Source organism: Streptomyces luteolus (assembly GCF_029968015.1).
Classification (GTDB): domain Bacteria; phylum Actinomycetota; class Actinomycetes; order Streptomycetales; family Streptomycetaceae; genus Streptomyces; species Streptomyces luteolus.
In genome coordinates this window covers 1-17,975 of record NZ_JASCIS010000025.1, presented here as the reverse complement: position 1 = coordinate 17,975, position 17,975 = coordinate 1, and the positions used below count along the sequence as shown (strand labels likewise).

Annotated in this window: 16 protein-coding genes and 1 pseudogene; 5 read left to right on the top strand and 12 right to left on the bottom strand. The window is 72.1% G+C overall.

Annotated features, from left to right (window positions below; all coding sequences use genetic code 11):
* Nucleotides 1-12 precede the first annotated feature (12 nt).
* Both QIT00_RS23510 and QIT00_RS23505 read right to left on the bottom strand, forming a co-directional pair.
* Nucleotides 13-951, bottom strand: coding sequence for an ROK family protein (locus QIT00_RS23510; protein ID WP_282537351.1), 939 nt, complete (start codon nt 949-951; stop codon nt 13-15).
* A complete protein-coding gene (locus tag QIT00_RS23505; RefSeq protein WP_282537350.1) occupies nt 948-1,907 on the bottom strand; it encodes a dihydrodipicolinate synthase family protein in 960 nt (319 codons plus the stop codon). The genes QIT00_RS23510 and QIT00_RS23505 overlap by 4 nt, the downstream gene beginning before the upstream one ends.
* Before the next feature lie 185 nt (nt 1,908-2,092).
* On the opposite strand from QIT00_RS23505, the gene QIT00_RS23500 reads away from it, so the two are divergent.
* A complete protein-coding gene (locus QIT00_RS23500) occupies nt 2,093-2,779 on the top strand; it encodes a FadR/GntR family transcriptional regulator (RefSeq protein WP_282537349.1) in 687 nt (228 codons plus the stop codon).
* A gap of 204 nt (nt 2,780-2,983) precedes the next feature.
* Nucleotides 2,984-4,822: an alpha-L-fucosidase gene (locus QIT00_RS23495; RefSeq protein WP_282537348.1), complete on the top strand. Its 1,839-nt coding sequence runs from the start codon at nt 2,984-2,986 to the stop codon at nt 4,820-4,822.
* Between the two features lie 113 nt (nt 4,823-4,935).
* Here the strand turns inward: QIT00_RS23495 and QIT00_RS23490 are convergent, their stop codons facing one another.
* The 5 genes from QIT00_RS23490 to QIT00_RS23470 all read right to left on the bottom strand — a co-directional run bounded on the left by QIT00_RS23490 (nt 4,936) and on the right by QIT00_RS23470 (nt 10,484).
* A complete protein-coding gene (locus QIT00_RS23490) occupies nt 4,936-6,417 on the bottom strand; it encodes an alpha-amylase (RefSeq protein WP_282537347.1) in 1,482 nt (493 codons plus the stop codon).
* A 330-nt stretch (nt 6,418-6,747) separates the two neighbouring features.
* Entirely contained in the window at nt 6,748-7,953 is a 1,206-nt protein-coding gene (locus QIT00_RS23485; RefSeq protein ID WP_282537346.1) for a DUF6545 domain-containing protein, read from the bottom strand.
* The gene (locus QIT00_RS23480) at nt 7,946-8,467 is read right to left on the bottom strand and encodes a hypothetical protein (protein ID WP_282537345.1); all 522 of its coding nucleotides are present in this window, start codon (nt 8,465-8,467) and stop codon (nt 7,946-7,948) included. The genes QIT00_RS23485 and QIT00_RS23480 overlap by 8 nt, the downstream gene beginning before the upstream one ends.
* A gap of 346 nt (nt 8,468-8,813) precedes the next feature.
* The gene (locus tag QIT00_RS23475; protein WP_282537344.1) at nt 8,814-9,860 is read right to left on the bottom strand and encodes a sulfite exporter TauE/SafE family protein; all 1,047 of its coding nucleotides are present in this window, start codon (nt 9,858-9,860) and stop codon (nt 8,814-8,816) included.
* Nucleotides 9,861-10,025: 165 nt separating this feature from the next.
* Entirely contained in the window at nt 10,026-10,484 is a 459-nt protein-coding gene (locus QIT00_RS23470; RefSeq protein WP_282537343.1) for an RrF2 family transcriptional regulator, read from the bottom strand.
* Between the two features lie 293 nt (nt 10,485-10,777).
* Here QIT00_RS23470 and QIT00_RS23465 point away from each other — a divergent pair, with 293 nt between their 5' ends.
* The gene (locus QIT00_RS23465; protein ID WP_282537342.1) at nt 10,778-11,293 is read left to right on the top strand and encodes a winged helix-turn-helix domain-containing protein; all 516 of its coding nucleotides are present in this window, start codon (nt 10,778-10,780) and stop codon (nt 11,291-11,293) included.
* A 39-nt stretch (nt 11,294-11,332) separates the two neighbouring features.
* Here the strand turns inward: QIT00_RS23465 and QIT00_RS23460 are convergent, their stop codons facing one another.
* The 3 genes and pseudogenes from QIT00_RS23460 to QIT00_RS23455 all read right to left on the bottom strand — a co-directional run bounded on the left by QIT00_RS23460 (nt 11,333) and on the right by QIT00_RS23455 (nt 13,763).
* Complete coding sequence (locus tag QIT00_RS23460) at nt 11,333-11,779, bottom strand: discoidin domain-containing protein (protein ID WP_408909837.1); 447 nt, start codon at nt 11,777-11,779, stop codon at nt 11,333-11,335.
* A gap of 14 nt (nt 11,780-11,793) precedes the next feature.
* Nucleotides 11,794-12,024, bottom strand: a pseudogene (locus tag QIT00_RS39000) (hypothetical protein); the annotation flags it as partial.
* Between the two features lie 110 nt (nt 12,025-12,134).
* Nucleotides 12,135-13,763, bottom strand: a complete 1,629-nt coding sequence (locus QIT00_RS23455; protein ID WP_282537341.1) for a class I adenylate-forming enzyme family protein — start codon at nt 13,761-13,763, stop codon at nt 12,135-12,137.
* A 164-nt stretch (nt 13,764-13,927) separates the two neighbouring features.
* On the opposite strand from QIT00_RS23455, the gene QIT00_RS23450 reads away from it, so the two are divergent.
* Nucleotides 13,928-14,977 (top strand): DUF4436 family protein, encoded by a 1,050-nt coding sequence (locus QIT00_RS23450; RefSeq protein WP_282537340.1) that lies wholly within the window; start codon nt 13,928-13,930, stop codon nt 14,975-14,977.
* Nucleotides 14,978-15,057: 80 nt separating this feature from the next.
* Here QIT00_RS23450 and QIT00_RS23445 read toward each other — a convergent pair whose 3' ends face one another.
* Nucleotides 15,058-15,651, bottom strand: a complete 594-nt coding sequence (locus QIT00_RS23445; protein ID WP_282537339.1) for a hypothetical protein — start codon at nt 15,649-15,651, stop codon at nt 15,058-15,060.
* Nucleotides 15,652-15,724: 73 nt separating this feature from the next.
* On the bottom strand, nt 15,725-16,375 hold the full coding sequence (locus QIT00_RS23440; protein ID WP_282537338.1) for a hypothetical protein: 651 nt from the start codon (nt 16,373-16,375) through the stop codon (nt 15,725-15,727).
* Nucleotides 16,376-16,546: 171 nt separating this feature from the next.
* On the opposite strand from QIT00_RS23440, the gene QIT00_RS23435 reads away from it, so the two are divergent.
* Complete coding sequence (locus QIT00_RS23435; protein WP_408909836.1) at nt 16,547-17,809, top strand: hypothetical protein; 1,263 nt, start codon at nt 16,547-16,549, stop codon at nt 17,807-17,809.
* Nucleotides 17,810-17,975 lie beyond the last annotated feature (166 nt).

Below are 17,975 nucleotides of genomic sequence, written 5' to 3'. Positions count from 1 at the left end.
GGCGGCCGGTCGTCAGGCCGGGTGGTGCAGCGGTGCCGTGGAGGGGAGCAGAGCCGCCCCTCGTACGGCCGCATCCGCGCCGAAGCGAGGCGGCTCAGGGCGCAACCGCCTCAGTGGGGCGAGGAGCTCGGCCGCGAACGACGCGGCGAGCGGGTCGAGGTAGCGCGGGCCGAGGCCGGTCACGCCGCCGCCGACCACGACCCGGTCGGGACCGAGCGCGTTGGCCAGACCGCCGAGGGCGCGGCCCGCGGCTCGCGCCCCGACCGCGATGGCCTCCGCGGCGGCGGCATCCCCTCGGTCGGCCCGCGCCGCGACCGTCTGCAGCCGCTCGGCGCGGCACCCGGAGAGCCGCTCGTACAGGGCCGTGACGCCGGGCCCCGCCGCCACCCCCTCCAGATGGCCGACGGCGCCGCAACTGCACGGCACGCCGTCCGCCTCCGGGCTCGGCAGATGCCCGAGGTGCCCGGCGACGCCCAGACGACCGTGCGCCATCCGGCCGTCGACGGCGACCGCACCACCGATTCCGGTTCCGACCGCCAGATACAGCAGCGAGGAGCCCTCAGGCAGCGCGGCGAGTTCCGGTCCGGCCGTGGCGCGTACGTCGTTGTCACAGGCCACGGGGGTGTCGAGGCGTGCGGCGAGGGCGGGGGCGAGCGGGGTGCCGCGCCAGCCGCTGATCGTGTCCGTCGCCCCGGTGACCGTTCCGCTCACAGGGTCGATCACCCCGGCGGCGGCCACGCCCACGGCGGTGGCCTCGGCGCCGGACGCCACTTCCGTCGCGGCAGCGGCGAGCGCGTCCAGGACCGCGCGCGCACCCTCGGTGGCCGGGGTCGGCCGGGTGTGGCGGGCCAGGACCGTGCCGTCGGCGGCGACGAGCGCGGCGGCGATCTTCGTACCGCCGAGGTCGAGGCCGACGACGGACCCCGGGGCGCGCTCGCGGGAGGGCCTCATCGCACCGGCACGAGACCGGCGCCGCGCAGCCGCGCCGCCACCTCGGCCACCGAGTCGTCGTCCAGGGGGATCTGCGGGCGCGCGGTCGCACGGCAGTCGACGATGCCGAGCAACCACAGCGCGGCCTTGAAGGAGCCGAGCGCGGACGAGCTGCGCCCCATGTCCGACTCGGGACCGCAGTCCACCATCCCGAACAGCTCGACAAGCCGCTCCTGCTCCTTGGCGGCGAGCTCCAGGTCGCCGGCGCGGGCGGCGTCGTAGAGGCGTACGTACCCGGCCGGGTCCACGTTGCCGATGCCCGGCACCACACCGTCGCAGCCCGCCAACAGCGCGGCGTCGACGGTCAGTTCGGAGCCGGTGAGCACGGCGAAGCCGGGCGCGGGACCGGCGGCGCGGCCCTCGCGGCCGCCGAGCCCGACGAGCAGCCGGCGCAGCGCACCCTCGTCGCCGCTGCTGTCCTTGAGCCCGGCGAGCGTGCCGTCCTCGGCCAGCTCACGGACGAGGCCGGGGGTCAGCTTGCTGTGCACGGCGACCGGGATGTCGTACGCGAACAACGGCAGGTCGACGGCGGCCCGCAGCGTGCGGAAGTGGCCGGCGATCTCCTTGGCGTGCGTGCGGGTGTAGAACGGCGCGGTCGCGACCAGCGCGTCGGCGCCGAGCCGGGCGGCGGTGCGGGCGTGCTCGACGACGCGGGCGGTGGTGGTGTCGATGACGCCCGCGAGGACGGGGACGCGTCCGGCCGCGGTGGCGACCACGGTCTCCAGGGCGGTGGCCCGCTGCGCGTCCGTGAGGTAGGCGACCTCGCTGGTCGAGCCGAGCGCGAACAGCCCGTGCACCCCGCCCGCGATCAGATGCTCCACGAGCCGGGCCAGGGACGCGGTGTCGACCTCGCCTTCCGGCGTGAGCGGGGTGCAGACGGGCGGGACGACGCCTGTGAGAGGCGAGGCGAGGGGCATGGCGGTGGCTCCCGGGAACGGATCGGAACGACGAGCGGTACGGATTGGCCGTACGGCTGGTCGTACGGAGTTGTCGTACGGACCAGCCGAACGACAGGACGTAGGACGTAGGATGTCCCATGTCGGGTCACCATAGACCGGCGTGTACGTGGCAGGTCAAGAGCTGAAGGCAGGGGAAACGGAAGATGGCGCGAGGGAATCTCAGCGAGACGGCACAGGCACGGATCAGGCAGCTGATCCTCGACCGGAAGCTCGGCCCCGGCGATCCGCTGCCCACCGAGTCCGAGCTGTCCGCGCTGCTCGACATGAGCCGCAACTCCGTACGCGAGGCGCTCAAGGCGCTGCAGGCCGTGCGCGTCATCGAGATCCGGCACGGCTTCGGCACCTACGTGGGCTCGCTCTCGCTCGACCCGCTGGTGGACGGGATCGCCTTTCGCGCCGCGGTCCGGCACCGGCGCGGCGAGCCGAGCCTGTACGAACTCATGGAGCTGCGCGAGGCGTTGGAGTCCGGCGTGATTGCCACGGTGGCCGCGACCGTGCCCGCCGACGACCTCGACACACTGGACGATCTCGTACGGCGGATGGAGGGCGAGGCGGCGGGCGGCGCCGTCGACGCCGCGACCGACCGGGCCTTCCACCTGGCCCTCTACCGCTCGCTCGGCAACCACCTCCTGAGCGAGGTGCTCGACGCGTTCTGGGCCGCGATGCGGCAGGTCCGCGACGATCTCGCCGACGACCACCAGGACCCGCACCGCACCTGCGCCCAGCACGCCGAGATCGTCGCGGCGCTGCGGGCCGGGGACGGGGCGCGGGCGGCGGAGGCGATGCGGCGCCACTTCGACGGGATCAGGAAGCGGCTGCCGACGGTGTGAGCGCGTCTGGTTCAGGGCGAGCGTGAGGGAAACATCGGAGCGATGAGCAGCCCGGCACGCAACTCCTCGGAGACGATGGCCGGTTGGCCCCGTTGACATCCGATGTATTCGTCCCTACGTTCCCCAGCGATCCGCCGCACACGGAAGCGATCCGCCGCACACGGAAGCGTTCCGTCGCCCGCAGACGCATACAGGAGCCGCCCCATGCGCACATCCCGCAGCCGCACCAGGCGAAGAGTCACCGCACTGACCCTGCTCCTCACCGCCGCGCTCGCCGCCTCGGCACTGCCCGCGGCCGGCGCGGCACCGGCACCGGTCCGGTCGGCGCCGGGACCCGGCACGGACCACGCCACCGACGACCCGTTCACCGCCGACCGCACCAGCTGGTTCCGGCAGGACCGCTTCGGCATGTTCATCCACTTCGGCGCCTACTCCAACCTGGAGGGCGAGTACACCCGGCCCGACGGGACGGTCTGCCGCAACGCCGAGTGGATCCAGCGCGAGTGCGGGATCCCGAAGGACGCCTACGAGAAGCAGGCCGCGACCTTCGACCCGGCGGACTTCGACGCGAAGGCCGTCGTGGCGGCGGCCAAGAGCGCGGGGATGAAGTACATCGTCATCACGGCCAAGCACCACGACGGCTACGCGATGTGGCCGACGCGGGTCAACTCCTGGAATCTGCGCGACCATTCGGCCTTCGACCAGCGCCGCGACATCCTCGCCGAGCTGAAGGAGGCCGCCGACGACGCGGGCATCAAGCTCGGCTTCTACTACTCGATCTGGGACTGGCACGACCCGGACTTCCCCGACCCGGCGACCTTCCCGAAGTACGAGAAACGCATGTACGCCCAGCTCAAGGAGCTGGTCGACGCGTACGACCCGGCGCTGCTCTGGTTCGACGGGGAGTGGGACACCGACCGGCCGCACAACCCGTGGACCGCGAAGGACGGCGAGCGCCTGGAGTCCTATCTGCGCGGCCTGGACCCGGAGTTGGTCATCAACAACCGGGTCGGCAAACGGCGTGTCGTGGACGGTGACTACGGCACGCCCGAGCAGGAGATCCCCGACGGACCGGTCGACGGCCAGCTCTGGGAGTCCTGCATGACGCTCAACGACCACTGGGGCTTCGCCCGTTACGACGAGAACTGGAAGTCCTCCACCACTCTCGTCCGCAACCTCCTGGCCACCACATCCCGCAGCGGCAACTACCTCCTGAACGTCGGCCCCGACGCCCGCGGCCGCATCCCGGAGCCGTCCCTGAACCGCCTTGCGGAGATGGGCAGTTGGCTGCGTGCGGACGGGCAGGGTGAGGCGGTGTACGGGGCGCGGTACGCGGGGCTCGTCGAGGAACCCGCCTGGGGAGCGGTCAGCCGCAAGGGCGACAAGCTGTACGCGGCGGTCACCGAGTGGCCCGAGCCGGGCGGCGCGCTGCACCTCACGGCGCGTACCGCGTTCGAGGTGAAGTCGGCGCGCGTGCTCGGCTCCGATCAGAAGGTGGCGGTCGAGAAGACCGCCGACGGATACGCGCTCACGCCGTCCGGCGAGGCCACCAACCCCACCGCGACCGTGGTGGAACTGGCCGTCGACCCTGGCCCCACCGCACCCGAGGGCCGTGGCAAGGGCCTCAGGCAGGAGATCTTCGACAACCCTGAGCTCACCGGGAAGCCGAAGGTCACGCGCACGGACTCGGACGTCAACCACGCCTGGAAGTACACCGGTTCACCCCACCCCGCCATCCCGTCGGACGGCTTCGGCATCCGCTGGACCGGCGCACTCGAACCGCGCCGCACCGAGACGTACACCCTCACCACCGTCTCCGACGACCGGGCCCGCGTGTGGATCGACGGGGAACTGGTCATCGACGCCTGGGACCCGCACGGCCCCCGCGTCGACAAGGCCCAGGTCGCCCTGAAGGCCGGCACCCGGCACTCGGTCAGGATCGACTACGCGGAGCAGAGCGGCGAGGCTCACATGAAACTGCTCTGGTCCAGCCCGGGGCAGGAGCAACAGGTCGTGCCGCAGGCGCAGTTGTACGCGAAGTGACATCAGTGACGCCAGTGACGCCAGTGACGCCAGTGACATGAGTGACACCTGTGACGCCTGTGGCCGCCGCACCGGTGCGGGTGCGGCGGCCACTGCTCGCGGGGTCGGGCCGGTCAGCTGGTGCCGGGGTGGAACGCCACCGCCGACTTCGCGGGCAGCTCGACCTTCACCTTGCCGCCGGAGACGGTCACCTCGCGGGCGGCCTCCCCGCTCAGCACGTCGCGGTAGGTGCCGTCGGGCACCTGCGTGCTGAACTCGGCGGTCACCGCGCCGCCGGTGTTGTTCACGGCGACGAAGCCCTTGCCGCCGCGGCCGAAACCGATGACGTTGCCCTGCGGCGACTGGAAGTCGGTGACATCGGCGTCGCCGACGGCCACGCGCCAGCCCACCATGCCGGTGATCCGCGGGTCGCGGTCCAGGCAGTACCAGGCGCCGTTGCCGCAGTCCGTGTCCGTGACGAAACCGTCGCCGTTCGCGGGCGGCGAGGCGTCCTTGTTCTCGTACGTGAAGCCCGCGTAGACCGCCGGGTCGGCGTGCTTCCAGCCCAGCTGGAAGACATTGGCGAGCACCGCCGTGTCGCCGTCCTTGTAGGACAGATGGCGGCCCTCGCGCTCGGTGTCGTGGTTGGTCACGAACGACACCGACTTGTCGGCGGGCAGTTGCCCGTTCCCGAAGTCCCTCAGGGACGCGATGTCGCCCTGGAACGCGGACTTGAGCCGGTCGGCGGCGGAGAAGTCGAGCACCTTGCCGCTGCCGTAGTACTCGTCGGGCGCGGGCGTCGGACCGGGGAACACCTCGTGGAAGACGTACGGGCGCGAGCCGTCCGACGTCGTGTCCAGCTTGCCGACGATCGCCTCCAGGTCGGCCGCCGGCATGTGCTTCGACGCGTCGATACGAAAGCCCGAAACGCCAAGCGCTATCTGTGAGTTGAGATACCCGGCGATCTTGGATCGGACCGCCTCACTGCCCGTCTTCAGGTCCGGCAGGCCGAGCAGTTCGCAGTTCTGCACCTCCCACTTGTCGTTCCAGTTGCTGATGGTGCGGTCGCAGACATCGACGTTGTAGTCGCCGCGCTGGTACATCGCGGGCCGGTACTTGTCGGTGACCTGGGTGCCGCCGTAGCCGGTGCCGGTCAGGGCCGCGGTGTGGTTGACGACGGCGTCCGTGTAGACCTTCACCCCGGCGTCGTCGCACGCCTTCGTCATCGCGGCGAAGGCTTCCTTGTCGCCGAAGCGGCTGTTCAACTCGTAGTTGACCGGCTGGTACACATCCCACCAGTTGCCGTCCGGCTGGGCGATCGACTCGGCGGGCGGCGCCACCCACACGGCGGCGTAGCCGGAGGGGCCGAGGACGTCGGTGCACTCGGCGCCCACCGACTTCCAGTTCCACGACCATAGGTTGGCGATCACGTCCTTGCCCGCGGCGGCCTTGGGCGCCTTCGCTTTCGGCTTCGCCTTCGCCTTCGCCTTCGCCTTCGACTCGGCGGCGGGGGCGGGGGCGGGGCTCGCGTTAGCGGGCTGTAGTACGGCGGCGCCCAGAAGAGCGGCCGAGCCCGCCGCGGCCGCGGCGACCAGGGACCTGCTGAGCTTGCTCATGGGGTTCCTTCTCTGTGGGGGCGAAGGGAGGCAGGCCTGCGGAACATCGATCGTGCGGGATGAGCCATGCAACCCTCCTCGGCGGGAGAGCCGACGCGCCACGGCCCCATCGGTGTGTGGTGAATCCTGCTGCAAGATCTTGCAACGAAATGCCTCGTGCGGCGCCGAAGTTAGTCCCGGTTTGAAGGAGAGGTCAACCCTCCGGGCAGGATGGGGCGGTGGAATGGCGGTGTAGGGGCGGGCATTCAGGGCGAAGGGTGCATCCCCGCCCTGTGCAAGCCTGCGTAAGAGCTTGCAGCCCCGTATCCGCGCTCCCTCCCTGGCTCTGGGTCAGCCCGACGCCGCGTCCTGCGGCTGCTGTCGAATTCGGGCGGCGAACTCCGAAACATGACGGGAACTCAGGAATCGGTAGAGGCGTACGAGATAGGTGATTTCGCGCGGCATGGTGGACTCCGAGCCATGCACTTCGGGAAGCAGCCCGGAATGCACCTCTTCGTGGCGGCGCGGCTCACCGGCCAAGGCGTCCCGACGGGCCGCCTCGATCCAGCAGGCCGTGGCCAACAGCCTTTCGCGCTCCCTGAGTTCGCTTTCCTGGATATGCCGCGCGGCCTCCCGCAGCAGCTCCTCGGAGGCCCAGCCGTCGCGCAGGAAAATGATGCTGTCGCGAATGTCGATGACCCGCTGGTGCAGCAACTCCCAGGAATTGCGGAATGTCAGCAGATCGGAGAGTCGTGACTGCGGCGTGACGACGAGGAGTTCCGGAGTGGCCTGCCGCAGGAGTCGCCACAGCCGGAAGAGCCGCTGGCGCCGGTAGTAGAACAGTGAGGCCTTCCGCAGCGGGTCGATCGCCGCCAGCGAGCAGCCGAGCGCGACCAGGACGAACCGCGCGAACGAGCACCAGAACCCGGCGAGCTGGAGCGCGGGCGAGGCGTCCGGCTCGAACCAGCGCAGGCCGCGGATCACCAGGTACGGCACCTCGGCGCTGGTGCCGAGCGCGAGCAGCAGCATGCTGGCGCGCAGCGTCGGGCTCAGCATGCGCAGCCCGTACCGCCAGAACACGGCCGCCGCCCCGACCGCGGTGACCAGGCCGTATCCGACCCAGACGAGCGCGTACGCCACCCACCAGCCGTGCGCCTGCTCGCCGTACCGGTCCTGTTCGTCGGCCAGGACGAAGAAGAGGAAGGCGGCGCCCGCCGTGACGAGGGCGCAGCCGAGGGGGGCGCGGCGGAGCCAGGGCGGTGTGGGCCGGTCCACGGCGCGCAGGGTGAGGGCGAACCACCACACCACCGCGAAGTCGGTGAGCGCGATCAGCGTCACGGCCAGTTCGCCGGCCTTCGGCACGCCCGTGACCTCGTCGACCCAGGCGCCCACCTGGGCCTGGATCAGCAGCGATCCGGCGGCGAGCACCAGAAGCACGGCCCAGACCGGCCGTTGGCCGGAGCGGCGGAGTGCGGGTATGCGCAGCACGAGCACGGTCCATACGACGGCGAGGACCACCCCGCGCATCGTCTCGACCCATGCGGGCACGTCATGCACGGGTGGCCCCCAGGAGTTCGGCCGCGCGCTGCTCGACCGGGCTCACGTCACGGGGACGCAGTCGGCCGGCCCGCTTCAGGGCGAGCGAGGCGAAGGTCTCGGCGAGCTCCTCCTCGGCGGGGCTGTGGGCGAGCAGCGGCGCGGGCGCGGCGGGCCGGTCGGCCGCGCGCAGGGCGACGGCCGGACGGTCGCCGTCGGGCGGCGGCACGACCCGCCGTACCGCCGGGTGCCGTTCGCGGGCGACGAGGAGATGACAGATCTCATGGAGCACGATGTGGTCCCGGTGATATCCGGTGGCGGACGAGCGATACAGGATGCGGTCGCCGCGTCCGTCGTCGATCCACATGCCGAAAGGAAATTCCGGGAGGTCGACGGAGTGCAGGGTCAGCGGACGGCCGCCGATGCGTGCCAGTTCCTGGCAGAGCACGTCGACATTCCATGGCCGTGGAAACTCGGGCAGGCACGCGAGAAGGCCCTTCGCGGCGAGCCGCATATGCCGGTGAGTTATGGCCAAGGACCCTTCCCTGCGTGTCCGCAGGAGCCTTTGCCTGCGTGTACGGACGCCGGCGGCTCATCGCTCTGACGAATTTCTCGTGCATGGCGAGCGAGAACGCACCCGGCGGGCCCCATGTAACCGGTTCGGCGAAGTGCGAACCAGCAGAAATCAAGACAGGTACAGCGCGGGAGGTGGCAGAAGAACGACGACCGGGCGGCTCGCGCGCCGGTGATCAGGCGCGCAGGGTGAGGGGCGGCGGGGTGCCGCTGAGGTAGTGGTCGCCGATGGCGCGCAGCCGGTGGCCGGGGACCTCCGTGGTGTTGGGTGTGTGGGGGGAGAGGACCGGGACGGTGCGGGCCCTGGGTCAGGCGGAGTTGCCGCCGCCGGTCCGTGCGGCCACCTCGGTCTGTGCCGATGAGCCCTCGGCGCGGACTGCCGCGGTCTCCGGCGCCGTCCCCGCATCCGTCTGCGCATCCGTCCCCGTGTCCGTCCCTATGTCCCTCCCCTTGTCCGCCTTCGCGTCCGTCCTCGCCTCGGGAGCGATCCGGGTCTGCTTGCGGTGTTCGCGGAAGGAGTGGGCGACGGCCGCGGCCCACAGCACGTAGATGAGCGCGTACACCGCCCACTGCGTGGCGTCCGAGGCGTTCAGCCAGTCGCTCTTGAGGAGCGTACGGATGTTGGTGAGGACGATGATGCCGCCGACCGCGGAGCCGAGAAGCCGCGGCGGTACGTGCCGGACGAGCCACGCGGCGATCGGCGCGGCGATCAGGCCGCCGATGAGCAGGGCGCCCGCCCACGCCAGGTCGACGCCCTCGGAGCCGAGGCCGAAGAGGAAGCCGAGGCTGGCGGCGACCGCGACGAGGAACTCGCTGGTGTCGACCGAACCGATCACCTTGCGCGGCTCCAGGCGCCCGCTGGCCAGGATCGCCGGGGTGCCCACGGGGCCCCAGCCGCCGCCTCCGGTGGCGTCGAGGAAGCCCGCGACCACCCCGAGCGGCGACAGGAACCGCTTGCGCAGCGGCTTGTTGAGGTTGCCGGTCGGCAGGCCGAGGAACGTGAACCGGGTCAGGACGTACGCGCCGAGGCCGAGCAGGATCAGCGCCATCACGGGCTCGGCGAGCTCCGTCGACAGGTGGGACAGGACGGTGGCGCCGGCGAACGCGCCGACCGCGCCGGGCAGTCCGATCTTCGCGACGACACGCCAGTCGACGTTACCGAAGCGCCAGTGCGCCACGCCGGAGGCCAGCGTGGTGCCGATCTCCGCGAGGTGCACGGTCGCGGACGCGGCCGCCGGGTTCGTGCCGAAGGCGAGGAGCAGGGTGGTGGACGTGACGCCATAGGCCATGCCGAGGCTGCCGTCCACGAGTTGGGCGCCGAGCCCGGCGAGGGCCAAGAGGATGAGCGTTCTCACGACGGCACGTACCTTCCCTAGTTTTCCCACTGGATTGGTAGGGATAGTGGCCGTGAACTGCCTTACGGGCAAGCGGGTGTTCAGCAAATGGACAGATTCGTCTTGCTATCCGGGAAGCGGCAGGTCAGAGGCGTGTCGCGAGAGAGTGCCACACGCGGGCCTTGCTCAGGGGTTCGTCCACGCCGACGGATTCTCCGCCAACTCCGCGACCTCGGCGGGCAGTCCGGCGCACGCGACGTCCTCCAGGGAGACGCCGTCGAGGATCTGCCGGACATTGGCGCGCAGCGCGATCCACAGCGGCAGCAGCGACTCGGCCGGTCCGGAGTACGACAATTCGGGCGGGCGTACGCCGCGTACCGATACCAACGGGCCGTCGACCGTGCGGATCACGTCCGCGACGCTGATCTCCGCGGCGGGCCGCGCGAGGCGGTAGCCGCCGTTGCCGCCGCGCTGACTGGTGACGAGGCCGCCGCGGCGCATGTCGTTGAGGATGCCTTCAAGGAATTTGTGCGGAATCTCCTGGGCCGTGGAGATCGTCTCGGCTTTCACGGGGCCGGTGTCCGTGCAGGCCGCGAGCTGCAGGGCCGCCCGTACCGCGTAGTCCGCTCTGGCTGAGATGCGCATGCCCGCATTATCGCCCACTGGCGGCGCCCCACTGGCGGCGCCGGGCTATTTCCTACTACTCTGATAGGAAAGAGTGGCCGGGCGCCGGCCACCGGCACTTCGACGCGGGTCCGCGAGGACGCGCAGTAGGGACGCCATGTCACGCGACCAGCAGCCGCTCGTACGCCGTCGGCACGTCGACTTCCGTCGCGTCGCCAGCGCCGTCTGCGCCGTCCGCTGCGCGTGCTGTCGCGACTGAGGCACCCCTGCTCCGCACCACTGCCTTCCCTCCGGACCCAGCGAATCGAGAAGCCATGACCACGGCCGCACCCAGCCGCTCCACCGCCCCAGTCGCTCCCCGTGTCCCGCAGCCGACCCGCCACCTCCGGCTCGTACGTGAGGACGCCCGCGAGTTCGTCGGATATCTGGTCCTGCTCCCGGCGGGCACCGATCCGACGGAGCTGTTCGCGCGCAGCGGCATCCGCCCGGAGCCGCACGCCGTCGCCCCCGCCGGCACCCCCGTTCCGCAGGACACCCCGCCCGACGCCCTGCGCCTCGACGCCGAACGGCGCGTCGCCGTGCTCGACGGGCGCGAACTCGACCTGACCTACCTGGAGTTCGAGCTCCTCGCCCAACTCACCGGGCATCCGCACCGCGTGTACTCCAGGGAGTACCTCGTCGGTCACGTATGGGGCTACGGGCACGTCGGCGACGGCCGCACCGTGGACGTCCACATCGCCCGCCTGCGCCGCAAGTTCGGCCCGAAGCACCGCGGCCGGATCGTGACGGTGCGCAGCGTCGGCTACAAGTACGTGCCGGACGCCTCCTGAGGCGCCCGGCACGTACTCGGCCCTGTCGTCGAACCGGTGTCACTCCACCCGCAACTCGCCGATGCCGGGCCTGTCTTCGACTCCCGAACCTCCCGAACCTCCCGAGCCTCCCGACGTGCCCCGGACGGTCACGCGGACATGGCGTGCCACCACGTTCTGCGCCAGGTCACCCGAGTCCGGGGCGACGGTCACCCGCTGCCAGTGCCGCCCGTCGAGGGAGGTCTCCACGCGGTGCGACGCGGGGCGCGGCTCGGTCCACGTGATGCCGACACGCCGCAGGGTGGCGGGGCGGGCCAGGTCGACACGCAGGCTGCCCTCGCGCGCCTCGGGCACCCACGCCGTCGCCGCGCTGCCGTCGACGGCGGCCTCCGCGTACCGGCCGGGCTCGGGCGTGCTGCCGCTCACCGGGCGGCAACGGGCCAGGTTCGCCGTCGGTTCGAGGTCCGGGCGGCGGTTCTTGAGGATCGCGGGCGCCCCCTCGCTCACCGTGACGCGGCCCACTCCTTCCACAGATCGCCCTTCGCCCCGCTGGTCCAGGCGTAGAACAGGCCGGAGTGGCCGAGTTTGCGGGCGTTGGCGCGGGCTGCCGTGCGGGTGCGGTAGCGGTAGTCGACGACGGAGCGGGCGAGTTCGGGGTCGAGGGCGAGCAGGCTCGGGAACATCCACGTCTCGGCGTCCCAGAACACCAGGCCCGCGTAGTTGTCGCTGGTGAGGCCGGTGGGGCGCGGGGAACCGCCCGACCAGCCACGACGGCGCGGCAGTCGAACGACATTGCGGGATCCGGGGGCGCAGCCCCGAAGCTGCTGCAAGCGTTCGGGAAGGGGCGGGGAGGGGGAAAGAATCACTGGCCCGAGACGTACAACCTCCGCAACGCCTTCCGGTCCAGCTTCCCCACGCTCGTCAGCGGCAGCTGCCCCACCACCCGCACCTCGCGCGGATACTTGTGCGCCGCCAGATGCTCGCGCGCGTACGCCACCAGTTCCTCCGCAGGCACGGCCCGGTCGCCGCGCAGCGTCACGTACGCCACGACCTCCTCGCCGAGGCGGGCGTCCGGGCGGCCCACGACCCCGGCCGCGGCGACCTCCGGGTGGGTGACGAGGACGTCCTCGACGTCGCGCGGGTAGACGTTGAACCCGCCCCGCAGGATCAGGTCCTTCTTGCGGTCGACCACGTACAGGAAGCCGTCCTCGTCGAACCGGCCGATGTCCCCGGTGTGCAGCCACGCGTCGCGCACCGTCTGCCCGGTCAGCTCCGGCGCCTGCCAGTACCCGACCGTCACCCCGGCCGAGCGCACACAGATCTCGCCGTCGCCGCCCGCCGGGACCGCGCGGCCCTGCTCGTCCCGGATCTCGATGTCGTAGCCGGGCAGCGGCTGTCCCACCGAGCCGGGCCTGACCCGCCCCGGCCGGGTGGTGGCGATGACCGAACCGGACTCCGTACAGCCGTACCCCTCCAGGATCCGGCTCCCCGGCACCCGCCGCTCCCACTCGGCGCGCACCTCGTACGGCAGCGGTGCCGCGCCGCTCGCGACATGGCGCAGCTCGCTCAGGTCGGCCTCGTCGAGGGGCTGTGCGAGCAGCATCTGGATCATGCTCGGTACCAGGGTGGTGCGGTGCACCCGGTGCCTCTGCGCCAGGTCGAGCCACTCGGCCGGGTCGAACCACCTTTGCAGCACGGCCAGTTGGGGCTCCAGGGCGTGCCAGCCGACGAGCGTCACGATCAGACCGTACGCGTGCGAGAGCGGCAGCGGGATCAGCGTCCGGCCCGGGCCCTCGGGTTCGACGGTCTCCTGCGCGGCGGTGTGCGTGCTGAGCGAGCAGGCGTGCAGGTTGCCGTGGCTGAGCATCACGCCCTTCGCCCGGCCCGTCGTACCGCCGGTGTAGAGCAGTGCGGCGAGGTCGTCCGCCGCGCGCGCCACCGGATGACCGGCCGCCGCGGCCTCGACGTCCGCGAACGAGCAGACGTGCAGGTGCGGCGGCAGCGACGGCGTCCCGGAGTCCGGGGCGTCCGGGGTGTCCGGGGTGTCTGGGCCGTCCGGGGCGTCCGGGGCGTCCGGGCCGTCCGGGGCGCCGATGACCACCACATGCCGCAGCTCCGGCGCGCGCGGCGCGGCCCCCGCGACCGTCGGCAGCAGCTCCGGGCTGGTGATCAGGACCCGGGCGCCGGAGTCGACCAGGATGTGCGCCAGCTCGTCGGGCCCCACCAGGAACATCACCGGTGTCACCACCCCGCCGGCCCGCCAGATCGCGTTGTACGTGAGCGTCACCTCGGGGCAGTTCGCGGTCAGGACGACGACCCGGTCGCCTGGCGCGACGCCGAGGCCGGTCAGGCCCGTACCGACCCGGGTGGCCCGCTCGAACAGCGGGCCGGAGCGATGGACACGGCCGTCGTACACCAGCGCCTCGTGATCACCGAGGCGTTCCCGTGCGTTCTCGGCGAGGAGGGCGAGATTCGGAGAGCGATCGAGCATCGGGGCACCTGCCTTCTGGGGCGGAGCGGCTCGGACTCCGCGCCATGCTGCCGGAACTCGCGGGGTCGGTCGAGACCGGGCGCGGCACCTCCTGCCGGAACAGGCCAGGCCCACCTGGGTGCTCCCACGCGGCGTGTGCCCGCCGGACCGCTGAGGATCGTGCCATGTCACCGCCCGCGCGACGGCGCCCCGTACGCAGTGCGCGCGCCCTGCTGCCCGCCGCGGCACGGGCCGGCCGCCGCACGGCCGAGCTGCCCTGGCGCGGTGCCCTCATCGGCCTCGTCGTGCTGCTCGCCCTGTTCGGCACGGGCGTCGGCCTCTACTTCGACGAACGCTCCGTACGCCAGCGACCCGTGCACGTCGGCGCCCACCGCGAGGACGACCGCCTCGACGTCGAGGTGACCGTGCAGCGCACCAGCCCCGGCGACCGGCGCATGACCCTGCAACTGTTCGCACGGGCGCGCGGCAAGTACGCCGACCCGGTCGGGAGCCCGAACACGAACGTGGCGATCTACACCAACGACCCGGACCACGACGAGCTGAGGTTCGACAAGGACAGCCCGGTCTGGCGCAGGGAGTTCCAGCTGACCCTCTCCGCGGGCACCCCGTCCGACTACCCCTTCGACCGGTACGAGACCCACCTGGCGCTGACCGCGACCACCACCGGCAAGGACGCCGTGCCGATCGCCCTCACTTACCGCGACGAGGACCCGAACTTCGCGATCGACCCGGGTGGCACGTCGTACGACGACGCGGTGGCGAGCATCGACGGCACCGTCAAGCGCTCCCGGTCCACGTTCATCATGGCCTGGTTCATGATCGCCGCGATGTGGGCGATCGCCCTCGCGGTGGCCGTCGCCTGCTGGCTGGTCGTGGGCCAGCGCCGCGGCCTCGTCTGGCCCGCGCTCGGCTGGATGGCGGCGAGCCTGTTCGCCCTGGTCGGCCTCCGCAACGCGGCGCCCGGCTCCCCGCCCAACGGCTGCGTGCTCGACTACGCCGCGTTCTACTGGGCCGAGGCGCTCATCGCGCTCAGCCTGACGCGGCTCGTCTTCCACGGCATCCACCTCGAACACCGCACGGGCGGGCCCGTCGACCCTCTGCAGTCCGGCAACGGCTCGGGCTCCCGCGGGCCGACACGACTGCGCCGCCGCGGAACACCGGCCGGAAGCCGGGTCCGCGGCGGCGGACGTCGTACGGGCGAGGACGGGGCGTAGGGACTCCGCGGGGACCCGGGCGTCGCCTTCGTCCGGCCCTCGCCGACCGCGGGCACGCTCGGCGGGGTGGCCCGGAGGGCTCAGCGCACGCGATGCAGCGTCAGCGGATCGAAGCCGCCGGGCCGGGCGAGCACGGACGGCAGCCGGGGGTCCTCGCTCGTCACGACCCAGCACTTCTGGCTCGCCTCGTCCGGCCACGGCACCCGGCGCCGCCAGGTCCGCGCGGCCACGACCCGCGACTCCTTGCCGACCGGCCCGTCAACGGGGTCCCCGGCATCCTCGCCGTCGCCGTCGCCGTCGCCGTCGCCGTCACCGAACAGCAGCTCGACGGCCACACCCGACGGCAACTTCACATCGGCACGGCGTACCGCCGTGACGGTGCGCCACGGACCGGACTTGAGGACGCGGGCGACGAGCAGCGTCCACTGGAGCTTGCGCGCCGGGCGGATCAGCAGGAACGCGGTGATCATCGACAGGAAGGCCGCGAGACCGGTGACGACCTGGCCGCCGTCCCGGTCGGGCCCGACCATCGCCGTCACCAGGAGAGCGACCCATATGGCAGCCCTGACCAGGAAGTTGACGAGCGTCAAGCGGAACGACTTCGACCACAGCTCACGGGTCGCGGCGTCGTCGAACGCGTACTTGGCCAATGGCAGGGGGACCTGCGTCTTCACGCACTGCTCCTTCGGATGAGGTGAACCGGCTCGGTGCCGGGTGGGGGGAACTCAGGGGGCTGGGGGGGCGGGCTCAGCCGCGCAGTCCCGCGCCGAGCGAGGCGAGGCCCGCCCGCTTGGCGCGTGCCATCCGCTCCTTGTCGCGGGCGATCGCCCGGTACTCCTCCAGGGGCGTACGGCTGCCGCGTTCGAGCGTCATCAGCTCCCGGCCGCCCGGCTCGGCGATGACCCCGCCGAACTCGGGGTCGCCCGCGAACCACGCGCCCTGCTCCATCACGCCCGTCCAGCGCTTGCGCTGCAGCGGGTTGATCGCCCGCATCGCCTTCGACCACTCCCCATCGGGCTCCGCCCGCAGCTGGACGGGCAGCGCCATCACGTCCTTGACGCCGGGACAGGGGCGTACGGCCGCGCGGTACTCCCACGGGTACGCGCGCAGCACCCGTCGGATCCGGCGCAGCCGCAGCACCGGGCCGAGCGAGTACAGGGCGGCCGCGAACACGAACGGCGCCGCCACGAGACAGACGAACCCGGCGATCCGCATCCACATCGGAGGTGATCCGTGCCGGTCGCCGAGCAGCCCCATCACGGTCAGGGTCGCGAGCAGCAGCAGGACGACCAGCGGCAGCGCCGACCCGGCCCGCAGCCGCGCCCGCTGCCAGTTGCGTCGCGTCGCGGCGTGATCGAAGGCGCACTCGTCCGGCGGGACCTGCACGGCGGATGGCATCTGTTGGGCTCGCTCCTGCTTCGGGTGCTGCGAGTCTAGGACACGTGTCCGGCGCCACTTCGACGGCCGTACGCGGGTCCGCGCGGGTCCACGCGGGTCCGCGTCAACCCGGTGCGCATAAGATGCGTGCTTTGTTCGTTGTACGTCGGAATACCGCCAGGAGCGTTCCCTGTGACCGTAGCGACCGTCCCCGCCACGCCGGACCCGGCACCCGTCGACCCGCGGCAGAGCACGGCAGACGTGCCCCGCCAGGCCGCGGCCGAGCCCGCGGAGCAGCCGGTCACCGCCACGGACGCCGAGCTGATCGCGGGCGCGGAGTGGGCCCCGGGGACGGACGAGGACAACGCCTCAGACGGCTCCGACGCCTCCGAGGTCTCCGACGGCTCCGACACCTCCGACGGCTCCGACACCTCCGACGGCTCCGAGGCCTCCGACGACCTGGACGAGCGCATCGCCCGCGACGCCCAAGAGTTCGGCGTGTACGCCCGTACCGGAGGCTGGACCTTCGCCCTCAAGGTGGCCCGGAGCGTGCGGCCCGGCGGGCAGGCGGCGGGGGAGACCCCGAAGGTGTCCGCGAAGCGGTTCGGTGAGCTGGCCGGCTGCTCCGCGGAGCGCGTCATGCGCTTCTACAAGGCCTGGGACGCGGCGGCCGACGACGGTCTCGTCCCGCAGTTCGAGGCCCTCGAACCGGGCGCCGAGGTCGAACTCCCGGACGCGGACGTCTGGCTCTCCTACTACGTCTCCCGCAACAGCGCCACGTCCGTGCGCGGCACCGCCATCACCGCCGCCGCCGAGGCCGAGGGCATCCGCCCGACCAAGGCCCTGGAGGTCGCTGAGAACCCGACCGCGCTGCGCGCCGCGATCCTCGCCGACCCCTCCACCGCCCAGGCCGCGCGCGCCGCGCTGCTCGACCGGATCAAGGAGGACCCGGCGCTGCAGACCGAACTGGCCCGCGACATCGCGCGTACCGACGTCCTCAAGAAGGCCGTCGCGCAGGAGGCGAAGGCGGCCGACCGGATCGGGTTCGTGCGGCAGATCGCCGAGCAGGGCGAGCTGAAGACCCCGGCGGGCCAGAAGCTTCAGGCGCCCGCCGAGCTGCGCCAGGAGGCCGAGCGCCACCTGTCCCTGCTCGACGAGCTCGACGACGGCGAAGAGGCCGGCGCGTGGACGACGGAGGCGTACGGCACCGTCAAGGACCTCGCCGCGCAGGCCGTGGAGCAGGCCGTCGAGGGCGACCCCGAACTGCGCGTCCAGGAACGGCGCTCGAAGTTCTACAGCAGCCTGGAGAAGGCGACGAAGGTGTTCGAGGAACTGACCCTCGACGACGCCGACGACATCTACGAGGACGACATGGTGCAGCGCCTCGAAGAGCTGCAGCGCTCCATCGGCGCCTGCATCGCGGCCCTGCGGAAGGCGAGCGACGGCCCGCAGTGACGCGGCGGTGACCGCGGCCGACGCGGGGACTGCCGGTGGCACGGCTGTCGGTGGCACGGCTGTCAGTGGTCCGGGGCACACTGGTCGCATGTCGTCGTCTCCGCGCCGGGCCTGCCCGGAGTGTGCCCGTGAAATCGCCGTCGTGGGGGGGGGGGGGGGGCGCCCC

Bases quoted from the DNA above. Each gene is read 5' to 3' on its own strand.
- QIT00_RS23510 (WP_282537351.1), bottom strand. From the start codon at position 951: ATGAGGCCCTCCCGCGAGCGCGCCCCGGGGTCCGTCGTCGGCCTCGAC.
- QIT00_RS23455 (WP_282537341.1), bottom strand. From the start codon at position 13,763: ATGCTCGATCGCTCTCCGAATCTCGCCCTCCTCGCCGAGAACGCACGG.
- QIT00_RS23505 (WP_282537350.1), bottom strand. From the start codon at position 1,907: ATGCCCCTCGCCTCGCCTCTCACAGGCGTCGTCCCGCCCGTCTGCACC.
- QIT00_RS23490 (WP_282537347.1), bottom strand. From the start codon at position 6,417: ATGAGCAAGCTCAGCAGGTCCCTGGTCGCCGCGGCCGCGGCGGGCTCG.
- QIT00_RS23450 (WP_282537340.1), top strand. From the start codon at position 13,928: ATGTCACCGCCCGCGCGACGGCGCCCCGTACGCAGTGCGCGCGCCCTG.
- QIT00_RS23440 (WP_282537338.1), bottom strand. From the start codon at position 16,375: ATGCCATCCGCCGTGCAGGTCCCGCCGGACGAGTGCGCCTTCGATCAC.
- QIT00_RS23465 (WP_282537342.1), top strand. From the start codon at position 10,778: ATGACCACGGCCGCACCCAGCCGCTCCACCGCCCCAGTCGCTCCCCGT.
- QIT00_RS23500 (WP_282537349.1), top strand. From the start codon at position 2,093: ATGGCGCGAGGGAATCTCAGCGAGACGGCACAGGCACGGATCAGGCAG.
- QIT00_RS23470 (WP_282537343.1), bottom strand. From the start codon at position 10,484: ATGCGCATCTCAGCCAGAGCGGACTACGCGGTACGGGCGGCCCTGCAG.
- QIT00_RS23495 (WP_282537348.1), top strand. From the start codon at position 2,984: ATGCGCACATCCCGCAGCCGCACCAGGCGAAGAGTCACCGCACTGACC.